This is a genomic window from Mycobacterium sp., from assembly GCF_035499775.1.
Classification (GTDB): domain Bacteria; phylum Actinomycetota; class Actinomycetes; order Mycobacteriales; family Mycobacteriaceae; genus Mycobacterium.
Genome location: NZ_DATJYB010000169.1, coordinates 58,129 through 78,982 on the forward strand (window position 1 = coordinate 58,129; position 20,854 = coordinate 78,982).

Genomic DNA, 20,854 nt, shown 5'->3' on the forward strand with positions numbered 1-20,854 from the left:
GCGCAGAGTCCACGCAGCCCCCCGCGCGAAAAGCCCCCAGCGCTAAAGCGGCAGAGCGCGGCCCAGGATCGCGAACGCGCGGGGATCGCCCGCGAAGTAGTACCGCCGAATGACGTCCACGAAGCCCAGCCGTCGGTACAACCGCCAGGCGCGGTTGGACTCACCGTTGGTTTCCGGCGTGGAGAGCAGGACGTTGCGTTCGCTGCGATTGGCCAAAAGTCGCCGAGTCAATGCCTCGCCGAGGCCGCGACCCTGGGCCCGCGGCTGAATATGCAATTCGGTCAACTCGAAATAGCTGGTCATCAGCTGCGCGATCTCCTGAGGCGGCGAACCGCCGCGCTCCAGGCCCAATACGACCTGCTGCTGCCACCACTGACCGGGTGCCCCCGGGTAGCCGTAGGCCACGCCGAGCAGCGGCGCGTCGCCCAATTCGGCGGCCGACGGCGGCTCGGCGGCCGCTCCTGCCGCCTCGCCTATTCCGACCATCTCGACGGCAGCCACCGCCTGCCAGCCGGGTCGGCGCATGTGCTCCAGCCACATTGCGGCGCGGTGATTCTCAGTCCCCGCCGGATAGCGCATCGCGTCGACATACACACCCAGAGCGTCATTGAGACGGCGCTCCATATCGTTCGGCGACAGATCGATGAGGAATATCGCCAACTCGCGCTGTCCTCCTCATGCGTGGGTGGGGTGCTCGCATCCCAGTATCGCGCCGAGCATTCCGGCCATTATCTGACGGCATGAACAGCCGCCGACGGGCGGTCGCGACGATCGGTTACACCCGTCGGCGACTGAGTTGCGGTGCAACCGGGATAGAATCGGCCGCGAACCAGTGGTACGCCACAGAATGACCTCGTATCATCTGAGTTAGTTGCCCTCACAACGGGCATCCGCGTGGTATCGATAGTTACGTGTCAGCCTGTCGGCAAGGAGGGACGAATGCCACTCTCCGATCATGAGCAACGGATGCTCGATCAGATCGAGAGCGCTCTCTATGCCGAGGACCCCAAGTTCGCGTCGAGTGTCCGTGGCGGTGGGTTCCGCGCTCCGAGCGCGCGGCGGCGTCTGCAGGGGGCCGCGCTGTTCGTCATCGGTCTGGGGATGCTGGTTGCCGGGGTCGCTTTCAAAGCCACGATGATCGGGAACTTCCCGATCCTCAGCGTCGTCGGTTTCGTCGTGATGTTCGGTGGTGTGGTGTTTGCCATCACCGCCCCGCGGTTGGCCGGCAGGTCGGATCATTCCGGGTCGACGCCTGGATCCTCGCGCCAGCGTCGCAACAAGGGCTCGGGCTCCTTCACCAGTCGCATGGAGGATCGCTTCCGCCGCCGCTTCGACAACTAGCGGCGACGGGTCATCCTGGGTCCTCCCGGATTCAGATAACGGGGAAGCCACCGGCTTCCTCGTTTTGCATCGCGCGCCAACTCGCTGGCCCCGTAGGCCGTATCGAGGCACACTTGTGTCCGACTTGTGCTGTGTGGACGCCCCACTACCCCCCACCCGCCCCCCACAATGCTGTTTTGGGCCTCTGAAATGCCCTTTTTCGCAGTCACTGGCGACCGCGTGACGTCCGGCTGGGGCGCTGCGGCGTCCTGGCGTGGCTGATTGCCTCGGAAATGCCGCCACGACACCTCATAAATGGGGAGAAGTGGGGGATTGTGGGGTATGGTGGCTGAAGAGTTTGAGAGCAAGTGGGTGAGTCCGGAGATCGGGTCCGGAACGGGAGGTGAGCTGGTGTTTCTCGGCACCTACACGCCCAAACTCGACGATAAGGGGCGGCTCACGCTGCCCGCCAAGTTTCGCGACGCGCTGGCAGGGGGGTTGATGGTCACCAAGAGCCAGGATCACAGCCTGGCCGTCTACCCGCGCGAGGCGTTCGAGCAGCTGGCACAACGGGCCAGCAAAGCACCGCGCAACAATCCGGAAGCCAGGGCCTTCCTGCGCAACCTGGCCGCCGGCACCGACGAGCAGCACCCCGACGCGCAGGGACGGATCACGTTGTCGGCCGACCACCGCCGTTACGCCAACCTCTCCAAGGACTGCGTCGTGACCGGAGCGATCGAATACCTCGAGATCTGGGACGCGCAGGCCTGGCAGGACTACCAACAGACCCACGAAGAGAACTTCTCCGCGGCAAGCGATGAAGCACTCGGCGACATCATCTGAGCCGCATGCCCATGCACCATGGCCTCTGCCCGAACCGACCCTGGCGTACTTCCCCAACGCCAGGTCCGCACGTTCGGACAGAGACCTGGGTGCAGGGGCGTCGGCCCTCCGGGCCGCTGTCGGTGCAACAGCGGCGGTCCTCGAAGCTCGCCAAATCCGCGGAGGTGTTGCGGTGGCTGACGCAGATTTCGGTCACGTGCCCGTCCTGGCCGATCGTTGCCTCGAGCTGCTCACCCCGGCACTGACCCGCCACCACCCCGACGGGTCGAACGCGGTGCTCGTCGACGCCACCATCGGCGCGGGCGGGCACGCGGAGCGGTTCCTGGCCGAGTTGCCGGGTCTGCGACTGATCGGACTCGACCGCGACCCCAGTGCCCTGCAGATCGCCCGAACCCGGCTGGAGCGATTCGCCGACCGCCTGACGCTGGTGCACACCCGCTATGACGGTCTGGCCGATGCGCTGTCCGAATCCGGTTATGCCGCCGTGGAATCGATCGACGGGGCACTTTTCGATCTCGGCGTCTCGTCCATGCAGCTCGACCAGGCCGAGCGGGGCTTTGCCTACGCTCAGGACGCGCCGTTGGACATGCGGATGGACCCGGAGTCGCCGCTGACTGCGGCCGACATTCTCAACACCTACGACGAGGCCGCGCTGGCCGGCATCCTGCACCGATACGGCGAGGAGCGGTTCGCCCGCCGGATCGCCGCGCACATCGTCCGTCAGCGTGCCCGCGCGCCGTTCACCTCGACGGCCGAGCTGGTTGCACTGCTCTACCAGGCGATCCCGGCTCCCGCCCGGCGCACCGGCGGGCACCCCGCCAAGCGGACCTTTCAGGCGCTGCGCATCGCCGTCAACGACGAGCTGGAAACGCTGCGCGGCGCACTTCCCGCGGCGTTGGACGCGCTCGCCGTCGCGGGCCGCGTCGTGGTGATGGCCTACCAGTCGCTGGAAGACCGGATCGTCAAGCGCGTGTTCGCCGACGCGGTCGCCTCCCGCACACCGGCGGATCTGCCGGTCGAACTTCCTGGCCATGGACCGCGATTCCGATCGCTGACCCGCGGTGCCGAACGTGCGGACGCCGCTGAGATCGAACGCAACCCCCGCAGCGCCCCGGTACGACTGCGGGCCCTGCAACGAGTTGGGAAGGGCGATTCATGAAGGCGGAGCGTGAAGCCCGGGTGGCTGGGAAACACGGCGGCGGCGATCGCCGGCGCGCGCGCGAGGGTTCCGCCCGCACCCGCAGGCGCCCGACGCCGGACTCGGCCGCCTCACGTCGTACCGCGCCCGGCCGTGACGGGCGGACATCGAGATCCGGACCCCAAACCAGCCCAATTCCCCGGCCCGCCGAGCTACCGGCCCGGGCCAAGAACACCACCCAGGCCAAGGCGCGGGCCAAGGCGCGGAAGGCCAAGGCGCCCAAGGTTGTCCGGCCCAAGCTGAGTGAGCGCTTGGCCACCCGGCTGGCCTCGATCGACCTGCGGCCCCGCACACTGATGAACAAGGTCCCGTTTGTGGTGCTGGTCATCGGGTCGCTGGGGCTGGGGCTGGGCCTCACCCTGTGGCTGTCCACCGACTCCGCCGAGCGGTCCTACCAACTCAGCCACGCGCGCGAGAAGACCCGGATGCTGCAGCAGCAGAAGGAGGCGCTGGAACGCGATGTGCGCGAGGCGGAGTCCGCTCCGGCGCTGGCCGAGGCGGCGCGCAACCAAGGCATGATCCCGACCCGGGACACCGCCCACCTGGTCCAGGCTCCTGACGGCAATTGGGTGGTCGTCGGCACGCCGAAGCCAGCCGACGGTGTCCCGCCGCCGCCGCTGAACGCCAGGATTCCCGAAGCGGGCCCGCCGCCGCCTCCGCCGGCGCCGGTGATTCCCCCGGAGGTCCCGGTCCGGGTGTTGCCGGCTCCCGGCGATCCCGCTGCGCCACCGAGGTCGGGACCCGAAGCGCTGCTGCGTTCGCCAGACGGCGCGGCGACCCTGGGCGGTCAGCACCTGTCTCCGCAGACCAGCCCGCAACTGCCCGGGACCGCACCGCTGCCGGGCTTGCCGGGCAGCACGCTGCCCGGGGCGCTGCCGGCGCCGGGTCCGCTGCCGGGCCTGCCGGGCGGAGCGATCCCCGGGGCGCTGCCGGCGCCGGGTCCGCTGCCGGGCCTGCCGGGCGGAGCGATCCCTGGAGCGCTGCCCGCGCCGGGTCCGTTGCCGGGCCTGCCCCCGGCTCCGGTGGCGGTATTGCCTGGCCCGGCGCCCGCCGAGGTGCCCGTTCCGTTGCGGCCCGGGCCGGCGCCAGCAGCGCCCGCTCAGGTCCCGGTGCTCGCTCCGGGGCCGCAACCAGCGCCTGTCATGCCAGGGGCGCCACGGTGAGGCGCGGCGACTCCAGGCGGTCACGTCCGTCGCAGTCGACGCGCGGTCGCGGTAAGCCTGACAAGCCCCGAAAGACCAAGGAAGCCGGGCAGCCCAAGCGGCTCCGCAAGCCGGAGAAGGCCCGAAAGCCCAAGGAAGCCAAGAAATCCCGGGTGAGCGTGCGGGCCGAGGCAGTGGCTTCAGTGGGTCGCTCGGCACGGGAACGGCGCACCCGTCAGGTGCTGGAAGCGGGAACGCGCGGTGCGTCGTTTGTCTTCCGGCATCGCGCCGGCAACGTCGTCATATTGGCGTTGATGCTGGTTGCGGCAATCCAGCTGTTCCTGCTGCAGGTCTCCAATGCCGCGGAGCTGCGCGCTCAGGCGGCCGGACAACTCAAAGTCACGGATGTCAAGAAGGCAATGCGCGGCAGCATCATCGACCGCAACAAGGACCAGCTTGCGTTCACCATCGAATCGCGCGCACTGACCTTCCAGCCCAAGCGGATCCGCCAGCAGCTGGAGGACGCCAGGAAGAAGAACCCGGCCAGCCCCGACCCGCAGGAACGGCTGCAGGAGATCGCCAAGGAGGTCGCGGGCCGGCTGAACAACAAGCCGGACGCCCCGACGCTGTTGAAGAAGCTGCAGAGCGACGAGAACTTCGTCTACCTCGCCCGCGCCGTCGACCCCGCCGTCGCCAGCGCGATCTCCGAGAAATACCCCGAGGTGGGTTCCGAGCGGCAGGATCTGCGGCAGTACCCGGGCGGATCGCTGGCGGCCAATATCGTCGGCGGCATCGACTGGGACGGGCACGGGTTGCTGGGTCTGGAAGAGTCCCTGGACTCGGTGCTGGCCGGGACCGACGGGTCGGTCACCTACGACCGCGGCTCCGACGGCGTGGTCATTCCCGGCAGCTACCGCAACCAGCACCGGGCGGCCAACGGTTCGACCGTGCAGCTCACCCTCGACGACGACATCCAGTTCTACGTGCAGCAGCAGGTGCAGCAGGCCAAGAACCTGTCCGGCGCGCACACCGTATCCGCGGTCGTACTCGACTCCCACACCGGTGAAGTGCTGGCCATGGCAAACGACAACACCTTCGACCCGTCCCAAGACATCGGGCGCCAGGCCGACCGGCAACTGGGCAACTTGCCGGTTACCTCACCCTTCGAGCCGGGCTCGGTGAACAAGATCATCACCGCGTCGTCGGTCATCGAGTACGGGCTGTCCAACCCCGACGAGGTGCTGCAGGTACCCGGTTTGATCCAGATGGGCGGCGTCACCGTGCACGACGCCTGGGAGCACGGTGTGATGCCCTACACCACCACGGGCATATTCGGGAAGTCGTCGAACGTCGGCACGCTGATGCTGGCCCAGCGCATCGGGCCGGAACGCTATTACGACATGGTCCGCAAGTTCGGATTGGGTCAGCGCAGCGGGGTCGGGCTGCCCGGTGAAAGTGCCGGCCTGGTACCGCCGATCGACCAGTGGTCGGGCAGCACCTTCTCGAACCTGCCTATCGGCCAAGGTCTTTCGATGACCCTGCTGCAGATGACCGGCATGTATCAGGCGATCGCGAACGACGGGGTGCGGATCCCGCCGCGGATCATCAAGGCCACCATCGCAGCCGACGGCACCCGCACCGAAGAAGCCCGCCCGGACGGCGTCCGGGTGGTGTCCCCGCAGACCGCGCAGACCGTACGGCAGATGCTGCGCGCCGTCGTGCAGCACGACCCGATGGGCTATCAGCAGGGCACCGGCCCCGCGGCCGCGGTACCGGGCTATCAAATGGCCGGCAAGACCGGGACCGCCCAGCAGATCAACCCGGGCTGCGGCTGCTACTTCGACGACGTCTACTGGATCACCTTCGCCGGCATGGCCACCGCCGACAATCCGCGCTACGTCATCGGCCTCATGATGGACAACCCGCAGCGCAACGCGGACGGCACGCCCGGACACTCGGCCGCCCCGCTGTTCCACAACATCGCCGGCTGGCTGATGCAGCGCGAGAATGTCCCGCTGTCACCCGATCCGGGGCCGCCGCTGACCTTGCAGCAGATGTAGGTGTTGGGCCGTCATTTCGAGAGGCCTCACAATCGGCAGGGCCTTGGCCGCGGCGACTCAGCGGATCGTCAACGCCTTGCAGCAGGAAGGGATCGGATCACCGATCGGGATCACTTGCCCGTTCAGAAGTTTCGTCTCGCCACTCATCAGGTCGCTTTTGCAACATCTATATTTCTGAGACCGATATATGAAACACTGTGACCTGCGAGAACACTCGCGTTTTGGGGGCCCGGCATTGACGTCTCGAGGTCTCTATCGAGACGGAGGCTTCCGCCGGTCAAGGGGAAGAATGGCGGCGCGTCCTCACCATGTTGGCGACTTCTGACTGTCATCTTCGCCCGGACTCATGCAATCGGCGTTTGATGTGCTGGGGCGCATAACTTCGGACTGTCCCGGCGGTTCGGGCGCGCTCAGCCCACCGTCAGTTTGAACACTGTGCTGCTGTAGTGGTTGACGGGAGGCCCCGATTCGGCCTTCACGGTGCTCGGCTGGGCGGTGGCAAGATTGGGTGCCTGCTCTGTGGGTGGCAGGGTCGGGGGAGTGGGAGCGTGCTCGGTGCGTGGCTGAGGGTCGAGGCGGCCGGTCGTTGAGATGTGCGGCGACCAGTCGGCCCATGTTGTCCCCGGCGAACGGTGGGTGGCCAGTCAGGGCTTGACAGAGCACGCAGGCCAGTGAATAGATGTCGGCGCGGGCATCCTCTGCCCGGCCGTTGAGACGTTCGGGTGCGATGTAGGAAAAGCTGCCAATTGTGTTGCCGGTCTTGGTTATTCGCGTTTCGTCGGCGACGAGGGCGATCCCGAAATCAATCAAATAGGCGAAGTCATGGCGATCGAGCAAGATGTTGGAAGGCTTAATGTCGCGGTGAATCAGACCAACTTAATGACCGGCCTGCAAGGCCTTGGCGACCTGGTCGATGATGCGCACCGCCCGAGCGGGATCCAGCGGGCCCTCGGCCAACGCGCTGTCCAGGTCGCGGCCCTCAATAAGCCGCATACTCACAGAAAGTCGACCGTCAATCTCCCCGTAGTCATAGATCGGCACGACATGGGGGTGTCCAACCGTGCCGCCGCGTGGGCTTCCCGGCGGAATCGCCGCTGAAAGTCCTCGTCCTCGGACAGATTCGCAGACAAGACCTTGATGGCGACGACGCGGTCGGTGACCGTGTCGTGCGCTCGCCATACCTCACCCATGCCACCCCGGCCCAGCAACTCGATCAGCCGGTACCGCCCGAATGGCGTCCCCTCCATGTGCGCCTCCCCGGGTAGTGCAGTCCAGCGTCACCATAAGCCGCAGTCATGGTCGAGGGACAGAAACCAGATGCATTAGCAGCAACAGTTCAGAAGCGGCCACTACCAGATGACTGCCAGTCACCCGAGCCACGAACGTCGTGGCGTCGTACGTCTCCTCTCTTCTGAGAGGGAGGCGAGCGGCGATAGCAGCTCTCGGAGGCATTCGCGCGCGCTGGACCATCTGGCACGTGGGGCCCACGGGGTACCTGCGTACGGCTCCATTGTGTTAGCCCAACCGGTCTGAGCGAGAAGAAGTTTCGCGAAGTTCCTGGTGCGGCGAGTCTGGGTCATGTCAACTTGCGATAAGCAGGTTTTCTCATGTGGAACCTGCCGGCGCGGCATCAAATGACGTTGCGAAAGCCCTACATAGCAACACGTTTGAGCATCACCTTGGCGAAGTCCTCCGCATAGTCCGGGGCGGCCGAGGGATCGGTCCACATGAGGTCAACCCAAACGATTCGCTTACAGACTTTGGTATTGACGATCACATTGGCCCGCGTGCCCAGCGCGTGCTGGCAAGCCTGGTGGTTGCCATCAGGTCCCATGACGTCGACTCCGCCAATTTTTACCGTGATGAGATCTTCTGCGACGACGACGGATGTAACGCGCCTGTGCAGCGCGGGAAAACCGCACAATCGGGTGTGCCTAGGTAGGGTGTCATGGCTGATCATGGCTGACGGAGGTGTGGCTGAGGTGTCGCTACCCGGTGTGCTGCGGCCGAGCGCCGTCCCGGGCGCGCGGTTGCCGGCATTGGCTGCTCAAGTGGGCGCGGTGCTCGCCGACGGGGGAATCGCCGTTCCGGACGTGCAGGTCACCGGGGTGACGTTGCGTGGACAGGAGGTGCGGCCCGGTGACCTGTTCGCCGCCCTGCCCGGGGCGACGACACACGGCGCCCGCTACGCGCGCGACGCGATCGAACGCGGCGCCGTCGCGGTGCTCACCGACGCCGACGGGTTTGCCGAAATGGGAGCCACGACTGCGCCGACCCTGATCCACCCCGCCCCCCGCACCGTACTCGGCGACCTGGCCGCCACGGTGTACGGAAACCCGTCCGAGCGGGTGACCGTCGTCGGGATCACCGGAACCTCCGGCAAGACCACGACCACTTATATGGTCGAAGCCGGTCTGCGCGCCGGCGGGCGCATGGCGGGGCTGATCGGCACCATCGGCATCCGCATCGACGGCGCCGACATCCCCAGTGCGCTGACCACCCCCGAGGCGCCGGCACTGCAGGCGATGCTCGCCGAGATGGCTGAACGCGGCGTGGACACCGTCGTGATGGAGGTGTCCAGTCACGCGCTCGCGCTGGGCCGAGTCGACGGCACCCGGTTCGCCGTCGGCGCATTCACCAACCTGTCGCGCGACCACCTGGACTTTCACCCCACCATGGCCGACTACTTCGAGGCCAAGGCCCTGCTCTTCGACCCGGGCTCGGCGTTGCGCGCCCGCACGGCCGTGGTGTGCATCGACGACGACGCCGGGCGCGCGATGGCCGCCCGGGCCGGTGACGCGATCACGGTCAGCGCCGACGGCCAACCCGCGCACTGGCGTGTCACGGACGTGGCGCCGATGGGCGCCGGGGGACAGGAATTCACCGTCGTGGACCCCGCCGGTGTGCGGCACCGGATCGGTATCCGGCTACCGGGGCGCTACAACGTCGCCAATTGCCTTGTCGCACTGGCGATTCTGGATGCTGTCGGAGTTTCGCCGGAACAGGCGGCGCCGGGACTGCGGGAAACGCGGGTTCCCGGGCGGCTCGAACAAATCGACCGCGGCCAGGACTTTCTCGCCCTGGTCGACTATGCCCACAAACCGGGTGCGTTAGGCGCGGTGCTGGCCACCCTGGTGGAGCCGGGCCGGCGGCTCGCGGTGGTCTTCGGTGCCGGCGGGGATCGTGATCCGGGCAAGCGGGCGCCGATGGGCGAGGTCGCCGCCCAGCTGGCCGACCTGGTCGTCGTCACCGACGACAATCCGCGCGGCGAGGATCCCGCGGCGATCCGCCAAGCGATCCTGGCCGGGGCTGCCGGAGGCAAGGCACAGCTGGTCGAGATCGGCGACCGCCGCGACGCCATCCGGCACGCGGTCGCCTGGGCGGGCCCCGGTGACGTGGTAGTGGTCGCGGGTAAGGGCCACGAAACGGGTCAGCGCAGCGGCGATCAGACCCGCCCGTTCGACGACCGGATCGAGCTCGCGCAGGCCTTAGAGGCGCTCGGGGCCAGCCGATGATCGAGTTGACCGTCGCCCGGATCGCCGAGATCGTCGGCGGCACGCTGACCGACATCTCGCCGGAAGAAGCCGCGACCACCCGGGTCACCGGGACCGTCGAGTTCGACTCGCGGGCCGTCGGCGCGGGCGGGCTGTTCCTGGCGCTGCCCGGCGCGCGCTCCGACGGGCACGACCACGCGGCGTCGGCGGTGGCGGCGGGTGCCGTGGCCGTGCTGGCCGCCCGCCCGGTCGGTGTCCCCGCCGTCGTGGTCGAGCCGCAATCGGCGCCGGACGACCGGGCCGGGGTGCTCGAACACGACGCCGACGGATCGGGCGCGGCGGTGCTGGCCGCGCTGGCCAAGCTGGCCAAGGCGGTGGCCGCCGAACTGGTGGCGGGTGGGCTGACGATCATCGGGATCACCGGCTCGTCGGGAAAGACCTCGACCAAGGACCTGGTCGCGGCGGTGCTCGAGCCGCTGGGTGAGGTGGTGGCCCCGCCCGGGTCGTTCAACAACGAGCTGGGTCATCCCTGGACGGTGCTGCGCGCGACCCGCGACACCGACTACCTGGTTCTGGAGATGTCGGCGCGGCATCCCGGCAATATCGCCGCACTGGCCGAAATCGCCCCGCCGGCCATCGGAGTGGTCCTCAACGTCGGCACCGCGCATCTGGGTGAGTTCGGCTCCCGCGAGGCCATCGCACGAACCAAAGCCGAACTGCCGCAAGCTGTTCCACCGTCAGGGGTGGTGATCCTCAACGCGGACGACCCCGCGGTGGCCGCGATGGCCGACGTGACCGCGGCCCGGGTGGTGCGGGTCAGCCGCGCCGACACCGGCGACGTGTGGGCGGGGCCGGTGTCGCTGGACGAACTGGCCAGGCCGCGCTTCACCCTGCATGCCAACGGTGCCGACGTCGACGTGCACCTCGGCGTCTACGGCGACCATCACGTCACCAACGCGATGTGCGCGGCCGCCGTCGCGCTGGAGTGCGGCGGCAGCCTCGAGCAGGTCGCGGCGGCGCTTGCCGCCGCCGGACCGGTGTCGCGGCACCGGATGCAGGTGACCACCCGCGCCGACGGCGTGACACTGATCGACGACTCGTACAACGCCAACCCCGACTCGATGCGCGCCGGGCTGCAGGCGCTGGCCTGGATCGCGCACAGCCAGGAGTCTGAACCGAGGCGCAGCTGGGCCGTGCTGGGCGAGATGGCCGAGCTCGGTGACGACGCGATATCAGAGCACGATCGCATCGGCCGCCTCGCGGTGCGATTAGATGTGTCTCGACTCGTTGTCGTGGGAAGCGGGAGGTCGATGAGCGCCATGCACCACGGGGCGGTCATGGAAGGTTCGTGGGGTGCCCAGGGCGATAGAGGGGCAGTCAGCGTGGCCGACGCCGACGCCGCTCTGGCGCTGTTGCGCGCCGAACTGCGCCCCGGAGACGTGGTGCTGGTCAAGGCCTCGAACGCGGCCGGGCTGGGCGTGCTGGCGGACAAGCTTGCCAGCGAGGGGGAGGGCGCGCGCCGATGAGACAGATCCTCATCGCGGTCGCGATCGCGCTGACCGTCTCGATCCTGTTGACCCCGGTCCTGATTCGGCTGTTCACCCGGCAGGGATTCGGCCATCAGATCCGCGAAGACGGCCCACCCAGCCACCACACCAAACGCGGCACCCCGTCGATGGGCGGGGTGGCGATTCTGGCCGGCATCTGGGCGGGCTACTTCGGCACCCACTTGGTCGGGTTGGCGTTCGACGGCGAGGGCATCACCGCGTCGGGCCTGTTGGTGCTGGGGCTGGCCACTGTGCTGGGCGGCGTCGGATTCATCGATGACCTCATCAAGATCCGCAGGTCGCGCAACCTGGGCCTGAACAAGACCGCCAAGACGGTCGGCCAGATCACCGCCGCGGTGCTGTTCGGTTTGCTGGTGCTGCAATTCCGCAATGGCGCCGGCCTGACCCCGGGCAGCGCGGATCTGTCCTACGTGCGCGAGATCGCCACCGTCACACTGGCTCCCGCCGTGTTCGTGCTGTTCTGCGTGGTGATCGTCAGCGCCTGGTCCAATGCGGTCAATTTCACCGACGGGCTGGACGGGTTGGCCGCGGGTTGCATGGCGATGGTCACCGGCGCCTACGTGCTGATCACCTTCTGGCAATACCGCAACAGGTGCGTCGCCCTGCCGCTGCCGGGCTGCTACAACGTGCGCGACCCGCTGGATCTGGCACTGATCGCGGCCGCGACCGCGGGCGCCTGCATCGGCTTTCTGTGGTGGAATGCCGCGCCCGCCAAGATCTTCATGGGTGACACCGGGTCGCTGGCACTGGGCGGCATCATCGCGGGGTTGTCGGTCACCAGCCGCACCGAGATCCTCGCGGTGGTGCTGGGCGCGCTGTTCGTCGCCGAGATCACTTCGGTGGTGTTGCAAATCCTGGCTTTTCGTACCACCGGGCGCCGGGTGTTCCGGATGGCACCCTTCCATCACCATTTCGAGTTGGTCGGCTGGGCCGAAACCACGGTGATCATCCGCTTCTGGCTGCTGACCGCGATCACCTGCGGTCTGGGTGTGGCGCTGTTCTACGGCGAGTGGCTAGCCGCGGTCGGAGCCTGACGTGCTTTCCCCCGGCAGGGATGTCGTAGTGCCGGGCGCGCCGGTCCTGGTCGCCGGTGCCCGGGTGACCGGTAAGGCGGTGGTGGCCGCGCTGACCCGGTTCGGCGCGGTGCCGACGGTGTTCGACGACGACCCGGCCATGCTGCGTCCCCACGCCGACAGCGGAGTCGCGACCGTGGATCCGTCGACGGCGCAGCAGCACGTCGCCGACTACACCCTGGTGGTCACCAGCCCCGGCTTCCAGCCGACGACGCCGGTGCTGGCCGCCGCCGCGGCGGCGGGCGTGCCCATCTGGGGCGACGTGGAGTTGGCCTGGCGGCTGGACGCCGGGGGCTGTTACGGAGCGCCGCGTCGCTGGCTGGTCGTGACCGGCACCAACGGCAAGACCACGACCACGTCGATGCTGCACGCCATGCTGACGGCCGCGGGCCTGCGCAGCGTGCTGTGCGGCAATATCGGCGATCCGGTGCTGGATGTGCTGGATCGGCCCGCCGACGTGCTGGCCGTGGAGTTGTCCAGTTTCCAGCTGTTCTGGGCGCCGTCGCTGCGGCCGGAGGCCGGCGTGGTGCTCAACATCGCCGAAGACCACTTGGACTGGCATCACACGATGGCCGCGTACACCGCGGCCAAGGCCCGGGTGCTGACCGGCCGGGTGGCGGTGGTCGGTCTGGACGACAGCCGGGCCGCGGCGTTGCTGGACACGGCCCCGGCGCCGGTACGGGCCGGCTTCCGGCTCGGCGAGCCGGCCGCCGGCGAGCTCGGGGTGCGCGACGGCCAGCTGGTCGACCGCGCCTTTGCCGACGCAGCCGACGGTCTGGAGTTGCTGCCGGCGGCGTCGATACCGGTGCCGGGCCCCGTCGGAGTGCTCGACACGCTGGCCGCGGCCGCGCTGGCCCGCAGCGTCGGTGCGCCGGCCGAGGCGATCGCCCAGGCCATCTCGTCGTTCCAGGTGGGGAGGCATCGCTCTGAGGTGGTGGCCGTCGCCGACGACATCAAGTACGTCGACGACTCCAAGGCCACCAACCCGCACGCCGCGCTGGCTTCGGTGCTGGCCTATCCGCGGGTGGTCTGGGTAGCCGGCGGCCTGATGAAGGGCGCATCCGTGGATGCCGAGGTGGCTCAAATGGCGCCGCGGCTGGTCGGCGCGGTGCTGATCGGCCGGGATCGCGCCGTGGTTGCCGAGGCGTTATCACGACACGCGCCGGATGTCCCCGTCGTCCAGGTTGTGACAGGCGAGGATGTTGAGATGCATGCGGCTGCTGAGGTTTCTGCTACTGATGTTCTTGATGTGACAAAAGTTGATGATTTGGGGGGAACCGTCGGCTCTCGCGTGATGGCGGCGGTCGTGGCCGCGGCCCGCGACCTGGCCAAACCCGGAGACACGGTGCTGCTGGCGCCGGCCGGCGCGTCGTTCGACCAGTTCACCAGCTACGCCGCCCGTGGCGACGAATTCGGGGCCGCCGTGCGTGCGGCGCTCCGGTAGGCGGGCGTGGGCATCGCGCTGACCCGGTTGCTGCGCCGGGGCAAGCCAGACAGCGACGCGTCAAACGGCGAGCCGGAGGAGACCGCCGAAACAGACTCCGCGACCTCCTCTGTGACCTCGGAGGACACCAAAACCGCGCCCGAACAAGCCGAAAAAAGCGGTCCGGGTAGCCGGTTCGGCGCCTGGCTGGGTCGGCCGATGACGTCGTTTCACCTGATCATCGCCGTCGCCTCGTTGCTGACCACACTCGGTCTGATCATGGTGCTCTCGGCGTCCGGCGTGCGCTCCTACGGCGACGACGGCTCAGCCTGGGTGATCTTCGGCAAGCAGGTCTTGTGGACGATCATCGGGCTGCTCGGCTGCTACGTCGCCCTGCGGATATCGGTGCGATTCCTGCGGCGGATCGCATTCACCGGTTATGTCATCACCGTCATATTGCTGGTGCTGGTGCTGGTCCCCGGAATCGGCAACCTGGCCAACGGTTCTCGCAAGTGGTTCGTGGTCGCCGGCCTTTCCATGCAGCCCTCCGAGCTGGCCAAAATCGCGTTCGCCATCTGGGGTGCGCACCTGCTGGCGGCCCGGCGGATGGAACGGGCCTCGCTGCGCGAGATGCTGATTCCGCTGGTCCCGGCGGCGGTGGTGGCGCTGGCGCTGATCGTGGCACAGCCCGACCTCGGGCAGACGGTGTCGCTGGGCATCATCCTGCTGGGGCTGTTGTGGTACGGCGGCCTGCCGCTGCGGGTGTTCGGCAGCTCGCTGGTCGCCGTCGTCATCGCCGGGGCGATCCTGGCGATGTCCGCGGGTTACCGCTCCGACCGGGTGCGATCCTGGCTGGACCCCGAGATGGACCCGATGGACACCGGCTACCAGGCCCGTCAGGCGAAGTTCGCGCTGGCCCACGGCGGCATCTTCGGCGACGGCCTCGGCCAGGGCGTCGCCAAGTGGAACTATCTGCCCAACGCGCACAACGACTTCATCTTCGCCATCATCGGCGAGGAGTTGGGGCTGATCGGCGCCCTCGGGCTGCTCGGGCTGTTCGGTTTGTTCGCCTACACCGGCATGCGCATCGCGCGTCGCTCGGCCGACCCGTTCCTGCGCCTGCTGACCGCCACCACGACGTTGTGGGTGCTGGGCCAGGCGTTTATCAACATCGGCTACGTGATCGGGGTGCTGCCGGTCACCGGTCTGCAGCTGCCACTCATTTCGGCTGGCGGAACATCCACGGCCACAACACTTTTCATGATCGGCATCATGGCCAACGCGGCTCGTCACGAACCCGAAGCGGTGGCCGCGCTGCGGGCCGGGCGCGACGACAAGATGAACCGGCTGCTGCGGCTGCCGCCGCCCGAGCCGTATGTGCCGTCCCGTCTCGAGGCGTTCCGCGACCGTAAGGGGGGCCGCTCGCAGCCGGCCTCGAAAACGGCCAAGGCGGTGGCCGCCGGAAAGTCGTCCCGACAGCCCGTCCGGAGGGCGCTGCGGGAGCCCGAACGGCCGCCCCGGCCGGCGTTACCCCCTACGGCTGCTCGGCCCGCCCGTCGATCAGGGCATCATGTATCTGGCCAGCGGTACGCCGGCCAGCGTCATACACGGCGCGTTCGCGCACTGGAAGGTCAGCGTTACGGGTGAACGACACGGTCAGGGAGCCGGCCAGCGGGCTGGGGACACCCAACCAAGGCGGCTCTGGGCCGGCAGCTCTGTCGGTGGTGCTCGCCGGTGGCGGTACCGCCGGGCATGTGGAGCCGGCGATGGCCGTCGCCGACGCCCTGAGCGCCCTGGACCCGCAGGTCCGCATCACCGCGCTGGGCACCGCGCGCGGTCTGGAGACCAGGCTGGTGCCCGAGCGGGGCTACCACCTGGAACTGATCACACCGGTGCCGTTGCCGCGTAAGCCGACCGGTGACCTGGCCCGGCTTCCGTCGCGGGTATGGCGTGCCGTCCGCGAGACCCGGTCGGTGCTCGACGGCGTCGACGCCGACGTAGTCGTCGGGTTCGGCGGGTACGTGGCGCTGCCGGCATACCTGGCCGCGCGGATGCGCCGCCGCGTCCCGGTGGTCATTCACGAGGCCAACGCCAGGGCCGGGATCGCCAATCGGGTCGGCGCCCGCACGGCCGAGCGGATCCTGTCCGCGGTGCCCGGTTCCGGGCTGCGCGGCGCCGAGGTGGTCGGTGTGCCGGTGCGGGCGGCCATCACCGCGCTGGACCGCGCCGCGTTGCGCGCTGAGGCGCGGGCGCATTTCGGCTTCGGCCCGGACGCGCGGGTGTTGCTGGTGTTCGGCGGCTCGCAGGGCGCGGTTGCACTGAACCGGGCCGTGTCGGCGGCCGCCGCCGACCTGGCCGCCGCAGGGGTTGCGGTGCTGCACGCCCACGGACCCAAGAACACCCTGGAGCTGCGCACTCCCGAGGCCGATGAACCGCCCTACGTCGCGGTGCCCTACCTGGATCGGATGGATCTCGCCTACGCCGCCGCAGATATGGTGGTCTGCCGGTCCGGGGCGATGACGGTGGCCGAGGTGTCGGCAGTCGGCCTGCCGGCCATCTACGTCCCGCTGCCGATCGGTAACGGCGAACAGCGGCTCAATGCCTTGCCGGTGGTCAACGCCGGCGGCGGCATGGTGGTTGCCGACCCCGACCTGACGCCGGAATTGGTGGCCCGCGAGGTGGGCGGGCTGCTCAACGACCCGCCCCGGCTGGCGGCGATGACGGCGGCCGCCGCCCAGATGGGGCATCGCGACGCGGCGCGTCAGGTGGCCCAGGCGGCCCTGGACATCGCTCAACAGGGCCGGGTGGCCCGGAGCCCGCTGACCAGGAGAAAGCCGTGAACGCCGAGCAGTTGCCGCCCGAGCTGCGGCGGGTGCACATGGTGGGCATCGGGGGCGCCGGCATGTCAGGCATCGCGCGCATCCTGCTCGACCGCGGCGGCCAGGTATCCGGGTCGGACGCCAAGGAATCGCGCGGCGTGCACGCGCTGCGGGCCCGGGGCGCGCGCATCCGGATCGGACACGACGCGTCATCGCTGGACCTGCTGGACGGCGGCCCCACCGCCGTCATCACCACGCACGCCGCGATCCCCAAGACCAATCCCGAGCTCGTCGAAGCCCGGCGGCGCGGCATTCCGGTGATCCTGCGGCCCGCCGTGCTGGCCAAGCTGATGAACGGGCGCACCACCCTGATGGTCACCGGCACACATGGCAAGACGACGACCACATCCATGCTGATCGTCGCCCTGCAGCACTGCGGGCGCGACCCGTCCTTCGCGGTCGGCGGTGAGCTGGGGGAGGCCGGTACCAACGCGCACCACGGCAGCGGCGACTGCTTCGTCGCCGAGGCGGACGAGAGCGACGGCTCGCTGTTGGAATACACGCCCAACGTCGCGGTGGTCACCAACATCGAGTCCGATCACCTGGACTTCTACGGGAGCACCGAAGCGTATGTCGGGGTGTTCGACGCGTTCGTGGAGCGGCTCGCCCCGGGCGGAGCGCTGGTGGTGTGCACCGACGACCCGGGCGCGGCGGCGCTGGCCGAGCGCTCGGCCGAGCTCGGCGTGCGGGTGCTGCGCTATGGCTCGTCCGGCGGCTCGTCGGCTGAACACCTGGCCGGCACGCTGGTGTCGTGGGAACAACAGGGCACCGGAGCGGTGGCCCACATCGAGCTGGTCGGCGAGCCGGTGCGGGTGATGCGGCTGTCGGTGCCCGGGCGGCATATGGCGCTCAACGCCCTGGGTGCGCTGCTGGCCGCGCTTGAGGTCGGCGCACCGGCCGATGAGGTGCTCGACGGGCTGGCCAGTTTCGAGGGGGTGCGGCGCCGATTCGAATTGGTCGGCAGCTCGGCCTCGGTGCGGGTGTTCGACGACTACGCTCACCACCCGACGGAGGTCAGCGCGACGCTGGCGGCGGTCCGCACCGTGCTCGAGCAGAGCGGCGAAGGCCGCTGCATCGTGGTGTTCCAGCCCCATTTATATTCGCGGACAAAGGCTTTCGCCGCGGAGTTCGGTCACGCGCTGGACGCCGCAGACCAAGTGTTCGTGCTGGACGTCTTCGGCGCGCGCGAACAACCGCTCGCCGGCGTCAGTGGAGCCAGCGTCGCCGAGCACGTCAGCGCCCCGGTCCGCTACCTGCCCGACTTCTCGGCCGTCGCCGACGAGGTGGCCGCGGCGGCCGGCCCCGGCGACGTCGTCGTCACGATGGGCGCCGGCGACGTGACCATGCTGGGGCCCGAGATCGTGAACGCACTGCGGGTGCGGGCAAACCGCAGCGCGCCGGGCCGGCCGGGGATCTTGCGATGAGCGAGCCCGCCGACCAGATCCACCCGGTGGGCGACGACTCAACCGACGACACCGACGACACCGGCGAGACCGAGCCGGTCCCGGCCGAAGAACCGCAGGATTCGGCCGACGAAGCGGAGGCCCCAGACGGCGAAAAGCCCGCGGAAGAGGAAGGCGAAGCCGAAGGCCCGCGCCGCCGGGCCCGACGGGAACGGGCCGAGCGCCGCGCCGTGCAGGCTCGCGCCACCGCGATCGAAGATGCCCGCCGGGAAGCCAAGCGCAAGTCCCGCGTACACCTCGTCAACGAGCCCAAAAGCCCTGGGAAAGGGGTCGTTCGGGGCCTGAAAATGCTGCTCTGGACGATGCTGCTGGTCGTCGTCGGGGTCGGACTCGCGCTGATCCTGTATTTCACGCCGGCGATGTCGGCGCGCTCCATCATCGTCACCGGCACCGGAGCGGTGAGCCGCGAGGAGGTTCTCGACGCGGCCCAGGTGCGGGTCGGGACGCCGCTGCTGCAGATCAACACCAACCAGGTCGCCGACCGGGTCGCCGCGATCCGGCGGGTGGCCAGCGCGCGCGTCCAGCGTCAGTACCCCTCGGCGCTGCGGATCAGCATCGTCGAGCGGGTTGCGGTGGTGGTGAAGGACTTTCCGGACGGCCCGCACTTGTTCGACCGCGACGGCGTCGACTTCGCCACCGGTCCGCCGCCGCCGGCGCTGCCCTATATAGACGTCGAGAACCCGGGGCCGACCGACCCGGCGACCAAGGCCGCGCTGCAGGTGCTGACCACGCTGCGGCCCGAGGTGGCGGGTCAGGTGGGCAAGATCGCGGCGCCGTCGGTGTCGTCGATCACCCTGACGCTGGCCGACGGGCGGGTAGTGATCTGGGGGAGCACCGACCGTGCCGAGGAGAAGGCCGAGAAGTTGGCGGCGCTGTTGACGCAACCAGGGCGGATCTACGACGTGTCCAGCCCGGATCTGCCGACCGTCAAGTAGCGACCCGCCGAGCGTCACGTCAGCGTGGCGGTGGGCGTCGAATGCCACGTTGACGTGACGTTCAGCGCCCGGAAACGCGTGGAAGCAGAGAAAAAACCGCGCTGCGCGTCGGCGCGCCTGCGCGGTTAACCCGCGTGGTACCCATAGCGTTCTGGTTACGCGGAACTACTTGACATAACTCTAACTCTATGGTTGAGGTTGAGGGTTTTGCAAGCAGACACACCGCCGAGAACCGTCAGGGAGGAAGACGAATGATGACCCCCCCGCATAACTACTTGGCCGTCATCAAGGTCGTGGGCATCGGTGGAGGCGGCGTCAACGCCGTCAACCGGATGATCGAGCAGGGCCTCAAGGGCGTGGAGTTCATCGCGATCAACACCGACGCGCAGGCGCTGTTGATGAGCGATGCCGACGTCAAGCTCGACGTCGGCCGCGACTCCACCCGCGGTCTGGGGGCCGGCGCCGACCCGGAAGTCGGGCGCAAGGCCGCCGAGGACGCCAAGGACGAGATCGAAGAGTTGCTACGCGGGGCCGACATGGTGTTCGTCACCGCCGGCGAAGGGGGCGGAACCGGCACCGGCGGGGCACCCGTCGTCGCCAGCATCGCCCGCAAGCTGGGGGCGTTGACCGTCGGCGTGGTCACCCGGCCGTTCTCTTTCGAGGGCAAACGCCGCAGCAACCAGGCCGAAAACGGCATTTCAGCGCTACGCGAGAGCTGCGACACCCTGATCGTGATCCCCAACGACCGGCTGCTGCAGATGGGCGATGCCGCGGTATCCCTGATGGACGCCTTCCGCAGCGCCGACGAGGTGCTGCTCAACGGCGTGCAGGGCATCACCGACCTGATCACCACGCCGGGCCTGATCAACGTCGACTTCGCCGACGTCAAAGGCATCATGTCGGGCGCGGGCACCGCGCTGATGGGCATCGGCTCGGCCCGGGGCGAAGGCCGGTCGCTCAAGGCGGCCGAGATCGCGATCAACTCGCCGCTGCTGGAAGCGTCGATGGAGGGCGCGCAGGGCGTGCTGATGTCGATCGCCGGCGGTAGCGACCTGGGCCTGTTCGAGATCAACGAGGCGGCCTCGCTGGTGCAGGACGCCGCCCACCAGGACGCGAACATCATCTTCGGCACCGTGATCGACGACTCGCTCGGCGACGAGGTGCGGGTCACCGTTATCGCGGCGGGCTTCGACGCCGGTCCCGGCCGCAAGCCCGTGGTGGGCGTGGGCGGAACCACCGAAAGGGCCGGCGGTGGGGCACACCGGATCGAGACGGCGAAGGCCGGCAAGCTCACCTCAACGTTGTTCGAGCCGGTCGACGCGGTCAGCGTGCCGGTGCACACCAACGGTGCGACGTTGAGCATCGGCGGCGACGACGACGACGTCGACGTGCCGCCGTTCATGCGGCGCTGAGGCTCACCGGGCTCCAGGATGTGGGCGGAATCCGGATACTGGGC

General features: G+C 68.8%; 18 protein-coding genes. 14 read left to right on the plus strand and 4 right to left on the minus strand.

Annotated features, from left to right (window positions below; all coding sequences use genetic code 11):
- Positions 1-42: 42 nt before the first annotated feature.
- Positions 43-660, minus strand: coding sequence for an N-acetyltransferase (locus VML93_RS11550; protein ID WP_325610674.1), 618 nt, complete (start codon positions 658-660; stop codon positions 43-45).
- Between the two features lie 279 nt (positions 661-939).
- Here VML93_RS11550 and VML93_RS11555 point away from each other — a divergent pair, with 279 nt between their 5' ends.
- From VML93_RS11555 to VML93_RS11575, 5 genes are all read left to right on the plus strand, one after another.
- A complete protein-coding gene (locus VML93_RS11555; RefSeq protein WP_325610676.1) occupies positions 940-1,341 on the plus strand; it encodes a DUF3040 domain-containing protein in 402 nt (133 codons plus the stop codon).
- 390 nt (positions 1,342-1,731) lie between these two features.
- On the plus strand, positions 1,732-2,163 hold the full coding sequence (gene mraZ / locus VML93_RS11560) for a division/cell wall cluster transcriptional repressor MraZ (RefSeq protein WP_325610720.1): 432 nt from the start codon (positions 1,732-1,734) through the stop codon (positions 2,161-2,163).
- Positions 2,138-3,322, plus strand: a complete 1,185-nt coding sequence (gene rsmH / locus VML93_RS11565; RefSeq protein WP_325610678.1) for a 16S rRNA (cytosine(1402)-N(4))-methyltransferase RsmH — start codon at positions 2,138-2,140, stop codon at positions 3,320-3,322. The genes mraZ and rsmH overlap by 26 nt, the downstream gene beginning before the upstream one ends.
- Positions 3,319-4,524: a hypothetical protein gene (locus VML93_RS11570; RefSeq protein ID WP_325610679.1), complete on the plus strand. Its 1,206-nt coding sequence runs from the start codon at positions 3,319-3,321 to the stop codon at positions 4,522-4,524. Before rsmH ends, VML93_RS11570 begins: the two co-directional genes overlap by 4 nt.
- Positions 4,521-6,563 (plus strand): penicillin-binding protein 2, encoded by a 2,043-nt coding sequence (locus VML93_RS11575; RefSeq protein ID WP_325610681.1) that lies wholly within the window; start codon positions 4,521-4,523, stop codon positions 6,561-6,563. The genes VML93_RS11570 and VML93_RS11575 overlap by 4 nt, the downstream gene beginning before the upstream one ends.
- Positions 6,564-6,866: 303 nt before the next feature.
- Here the strand turns inward: VML93_RS11575 and VML93_RS38560 are convergent, their stop codons facing one another.
- The 3 genes from VML93_RS38560 to VML93_RS11585 form a co-directional block, all read right to left on the minus strand.
- Positions 6,867-7,400, minus strand: a complete 534-nt coding sequence (locus tag VML93_RS38560; RefSeq protein WP_414686335.1) for a protein kinase domain-containing protein — start codon at positions 7,398-7,400, stop codon at positions 6,867-6,869.
- Positions 7,401-7,558: 158 nt separating this feature from the next.
- Complete coding sequence (locus VML93_RS38565) at positions 7,559-7,810, minus strand: hypothetical protein (protein ID WP_414686336.1); 252 nt, start codon at positions 7,808-7,810, stop codon at positions 7,559-7,561.
- A 404-nt stretch (positions 7,811-8,214) separates the two neighbouring features.
- Positions 8,215-8,523, minus strand: a complete 309-nt coding sequence (locus VML93_RS11585) for a hypothetical protein (protein WP_325610683.1) — start codon at positions 8,521-8,523, stop codon at positions 8,215-8,217.
- Between VML93_RS11585 and VML93_RS11590 the strand changes: the two genes are divergently transcribed.
- From VML93_RS11590 to ftsZ, 9 genes are all read left to right on the plus strand, one after another.
- Positions 8,522-10,078, plus strand: a complete 1,557-nt coding sequence (locus VML93_RS11590) for a UDP-N-acetylmuramoyl-L-alanyl-D-glutamate--2,6-diaminopimelate ligase (RefSeq protein WP_325610685.1) — start codon at positions 8,522-8,524, stop codon at positions 10,076-10,078. The two genes, VML93_RS11585 and VML93_RS11590, sit on opposite strands and share 2 nt — an antisense overlap.
- Positions 10,075-11,583 carry a UDP-N-acetylmuramoyl-tripeptide--D-alanyl-D-alanine ligase gene (locus VML93_RS11595; protein ID WP_325610687.1) on the plus strand — a complete coding sequence of 503 codons (1,509 nt, stop codon included), beginning with the start codon at positions 10,075-10,077 and terminating at the stop codon, positions 11,581-11,583. Before VML93_RS11590 ends, VML93_RS11595 begins: the two co-directional genes overlap by 4 nt.
- Positions 11,580-12,659, plus strand: coding sequence for a phospho-N-acetylmuramoyl-pentapeptide-transferase (gene mraY / locus VML93_RS11600; protein WP_325610689.1), 1,080 nt, complete (start codon positions 11,580-11,582; stop codon positions 12,657-12,659). Before VML93_RS11595 ends, mraY begins: the two co-directional genes overlap by 4 nt.
- A 1-nt stretch (position 12,660) precedes the next feature.
- The gene (murD, locus tag VML93_RS11605) at positions 12,661-14,142 is read left to right on the plus strand and encodes a UDP-N-acetylmuramoyl-L-alanine--D-glutamate ligase (protein WP_325610691.1); all 1,482 of its coding nucleotides are present in this window, start codon (positions 12,661-12,663) and stop codon (positions 14,140-14,142) included.
- 111 nt (positions 14,143-14,253) lie between these two features.
- Entirely contained in the window at positions 14,254-15,768 is a 1,515-nt protein-coding gene (ftsW, locus tag VML93_RS11610) for a putative lipid II flippase FtsW (RefSeq protein ID WP_414686341.1), read from the plus strand.
- A complete protein-coding gene (gene murG, locus VML93_RS11615) occupies positions 15,765-16,961 on the plus strand; it encodes an undecaprenyldiphospho-muramoylpentapeptide beta-N-acetylglucosaminyltransferase (RefSeq protein ID WP_414686337.1) in 1,197 nt (398 codons plus the stop codon). The genes ftsW and murG overlap by 4 nt, the downstream gene beginning before the upstream one ends.
- The gene (gene murC, locus VML93_RS11620) at positions 16,958-18,424 is read left to right on the plus strand and encodes a UDP-N-acetylmuramate--L-alanine ligase (protein ID WP_325610695.1); all 1,467 of its coding nucleotides are present in this window, start codon (positions 16,958-16,960) and stop codon (positions 18,422-18,424) included. The genes murG and murC overlap by 4 nt, the downstream gene beginning before the upstream one ends.
- Positions 18,421-19,398 carry a cell division protein FtsQ/DivIB gene (locus VML93_RS11625; RefSeq protein ID WP_325610697.1) on the plus strand — a complete coding sequence of 326 codons (978 nt, stop codon included), beginning with the start codon at positions 18,421-18,423 and terminating at the stop codon, positions 19,396-19,398. Before murC ends, VML93_RS11625 begins: the two co-directional genes overlap by 4 nt.
- Before the next feature lie 254 nt (positions 19,399-19,652).
- Positions 19,653-20,810: a cell division protein FtsZ gene (gene ftsZ, locus VML93_RS11630; protein ID WP_325610699.1), complete on the plus strand. Its 1,158-nt coding sequence runs from the start codon at positions 19,653-19,655 to the stop codon at positions 20,808-20,810.
- Positions 20,811-20,854: the final 44 nt, after the last annotated feature.

Excerpts from the sequence above, each read along its gene's own strand:
- ftsZ (WP_325610699.1), top strand. The coding sequence starts at position 19,653 with ATGACCCCCCCGCATAACTACTTGGCCGTCATCAAGGTCGTGGGCATC.
- VML93_RS11590 (WP_325610685.1), top strand. The coding sequence starts at position 8,522 with ATGGCTGACGGAGGTGTGGCTGAGGTGTCGCTACCCGGTGTGCTGCGG.
- mraY (WP_325610689.1), top strand. The coding sequence starts at position 11,580 with ATGAGACAGATCCTCATCGCGGTCGCGATCGCGCTGACCGTCTCGATC.
- VML93_RS11595 (WP_325610687.1), top strand. The coding sequence starts at position 10,075 with ATGATCGAGTTGACCGTCGCCCGGATCGCCGAGATCGTCGGCGGCACG.
- VML93_RS11555 (WP_325610676.1), top strand. The coding sequence starts at position 940 with ATGCCACTCTCCGATCATGAGCAACGGATGCTCGATCAGATCGAGAGC.
- VML93_RS38565 (WP_414686336.1), bottom strand. The coding sequence starts at position 7,810 with ATGGAGGGGACGCCATTCGGGCGGTACCGGCTGATCGAGTTGCTGGGC.
- VML93_RS11625 (WP_325610697.1), top strand. The coding sequence starts at position 18,421 with ATGAGCGAGCCCGCCGACCAGATCCACCCGGTGGGCGACGACTCAACC.
- rsmH (WP_325610678.1), top strand. The coding sequence starts at position 2,138 with ATGAAGCACTCGGCGACATCATCTGAGCCGCATGCCCATGCACCATGG.
- VML93_RS11585 (WP_325610683.1), bottom strand. The coding sequence starts at position 8,523 with ATGATCAGCCATGACACCCTACCTAGGCACACCCGATTGTGCGGTTTT.
- VML93_RS11570 (WP_325610679.1), top strand. The coding sequence starts at position 3,319 with ATGAAGGCGGAGCGTGAAGCCCGGGTGGCTGGGAAACACGGCGGCGGC.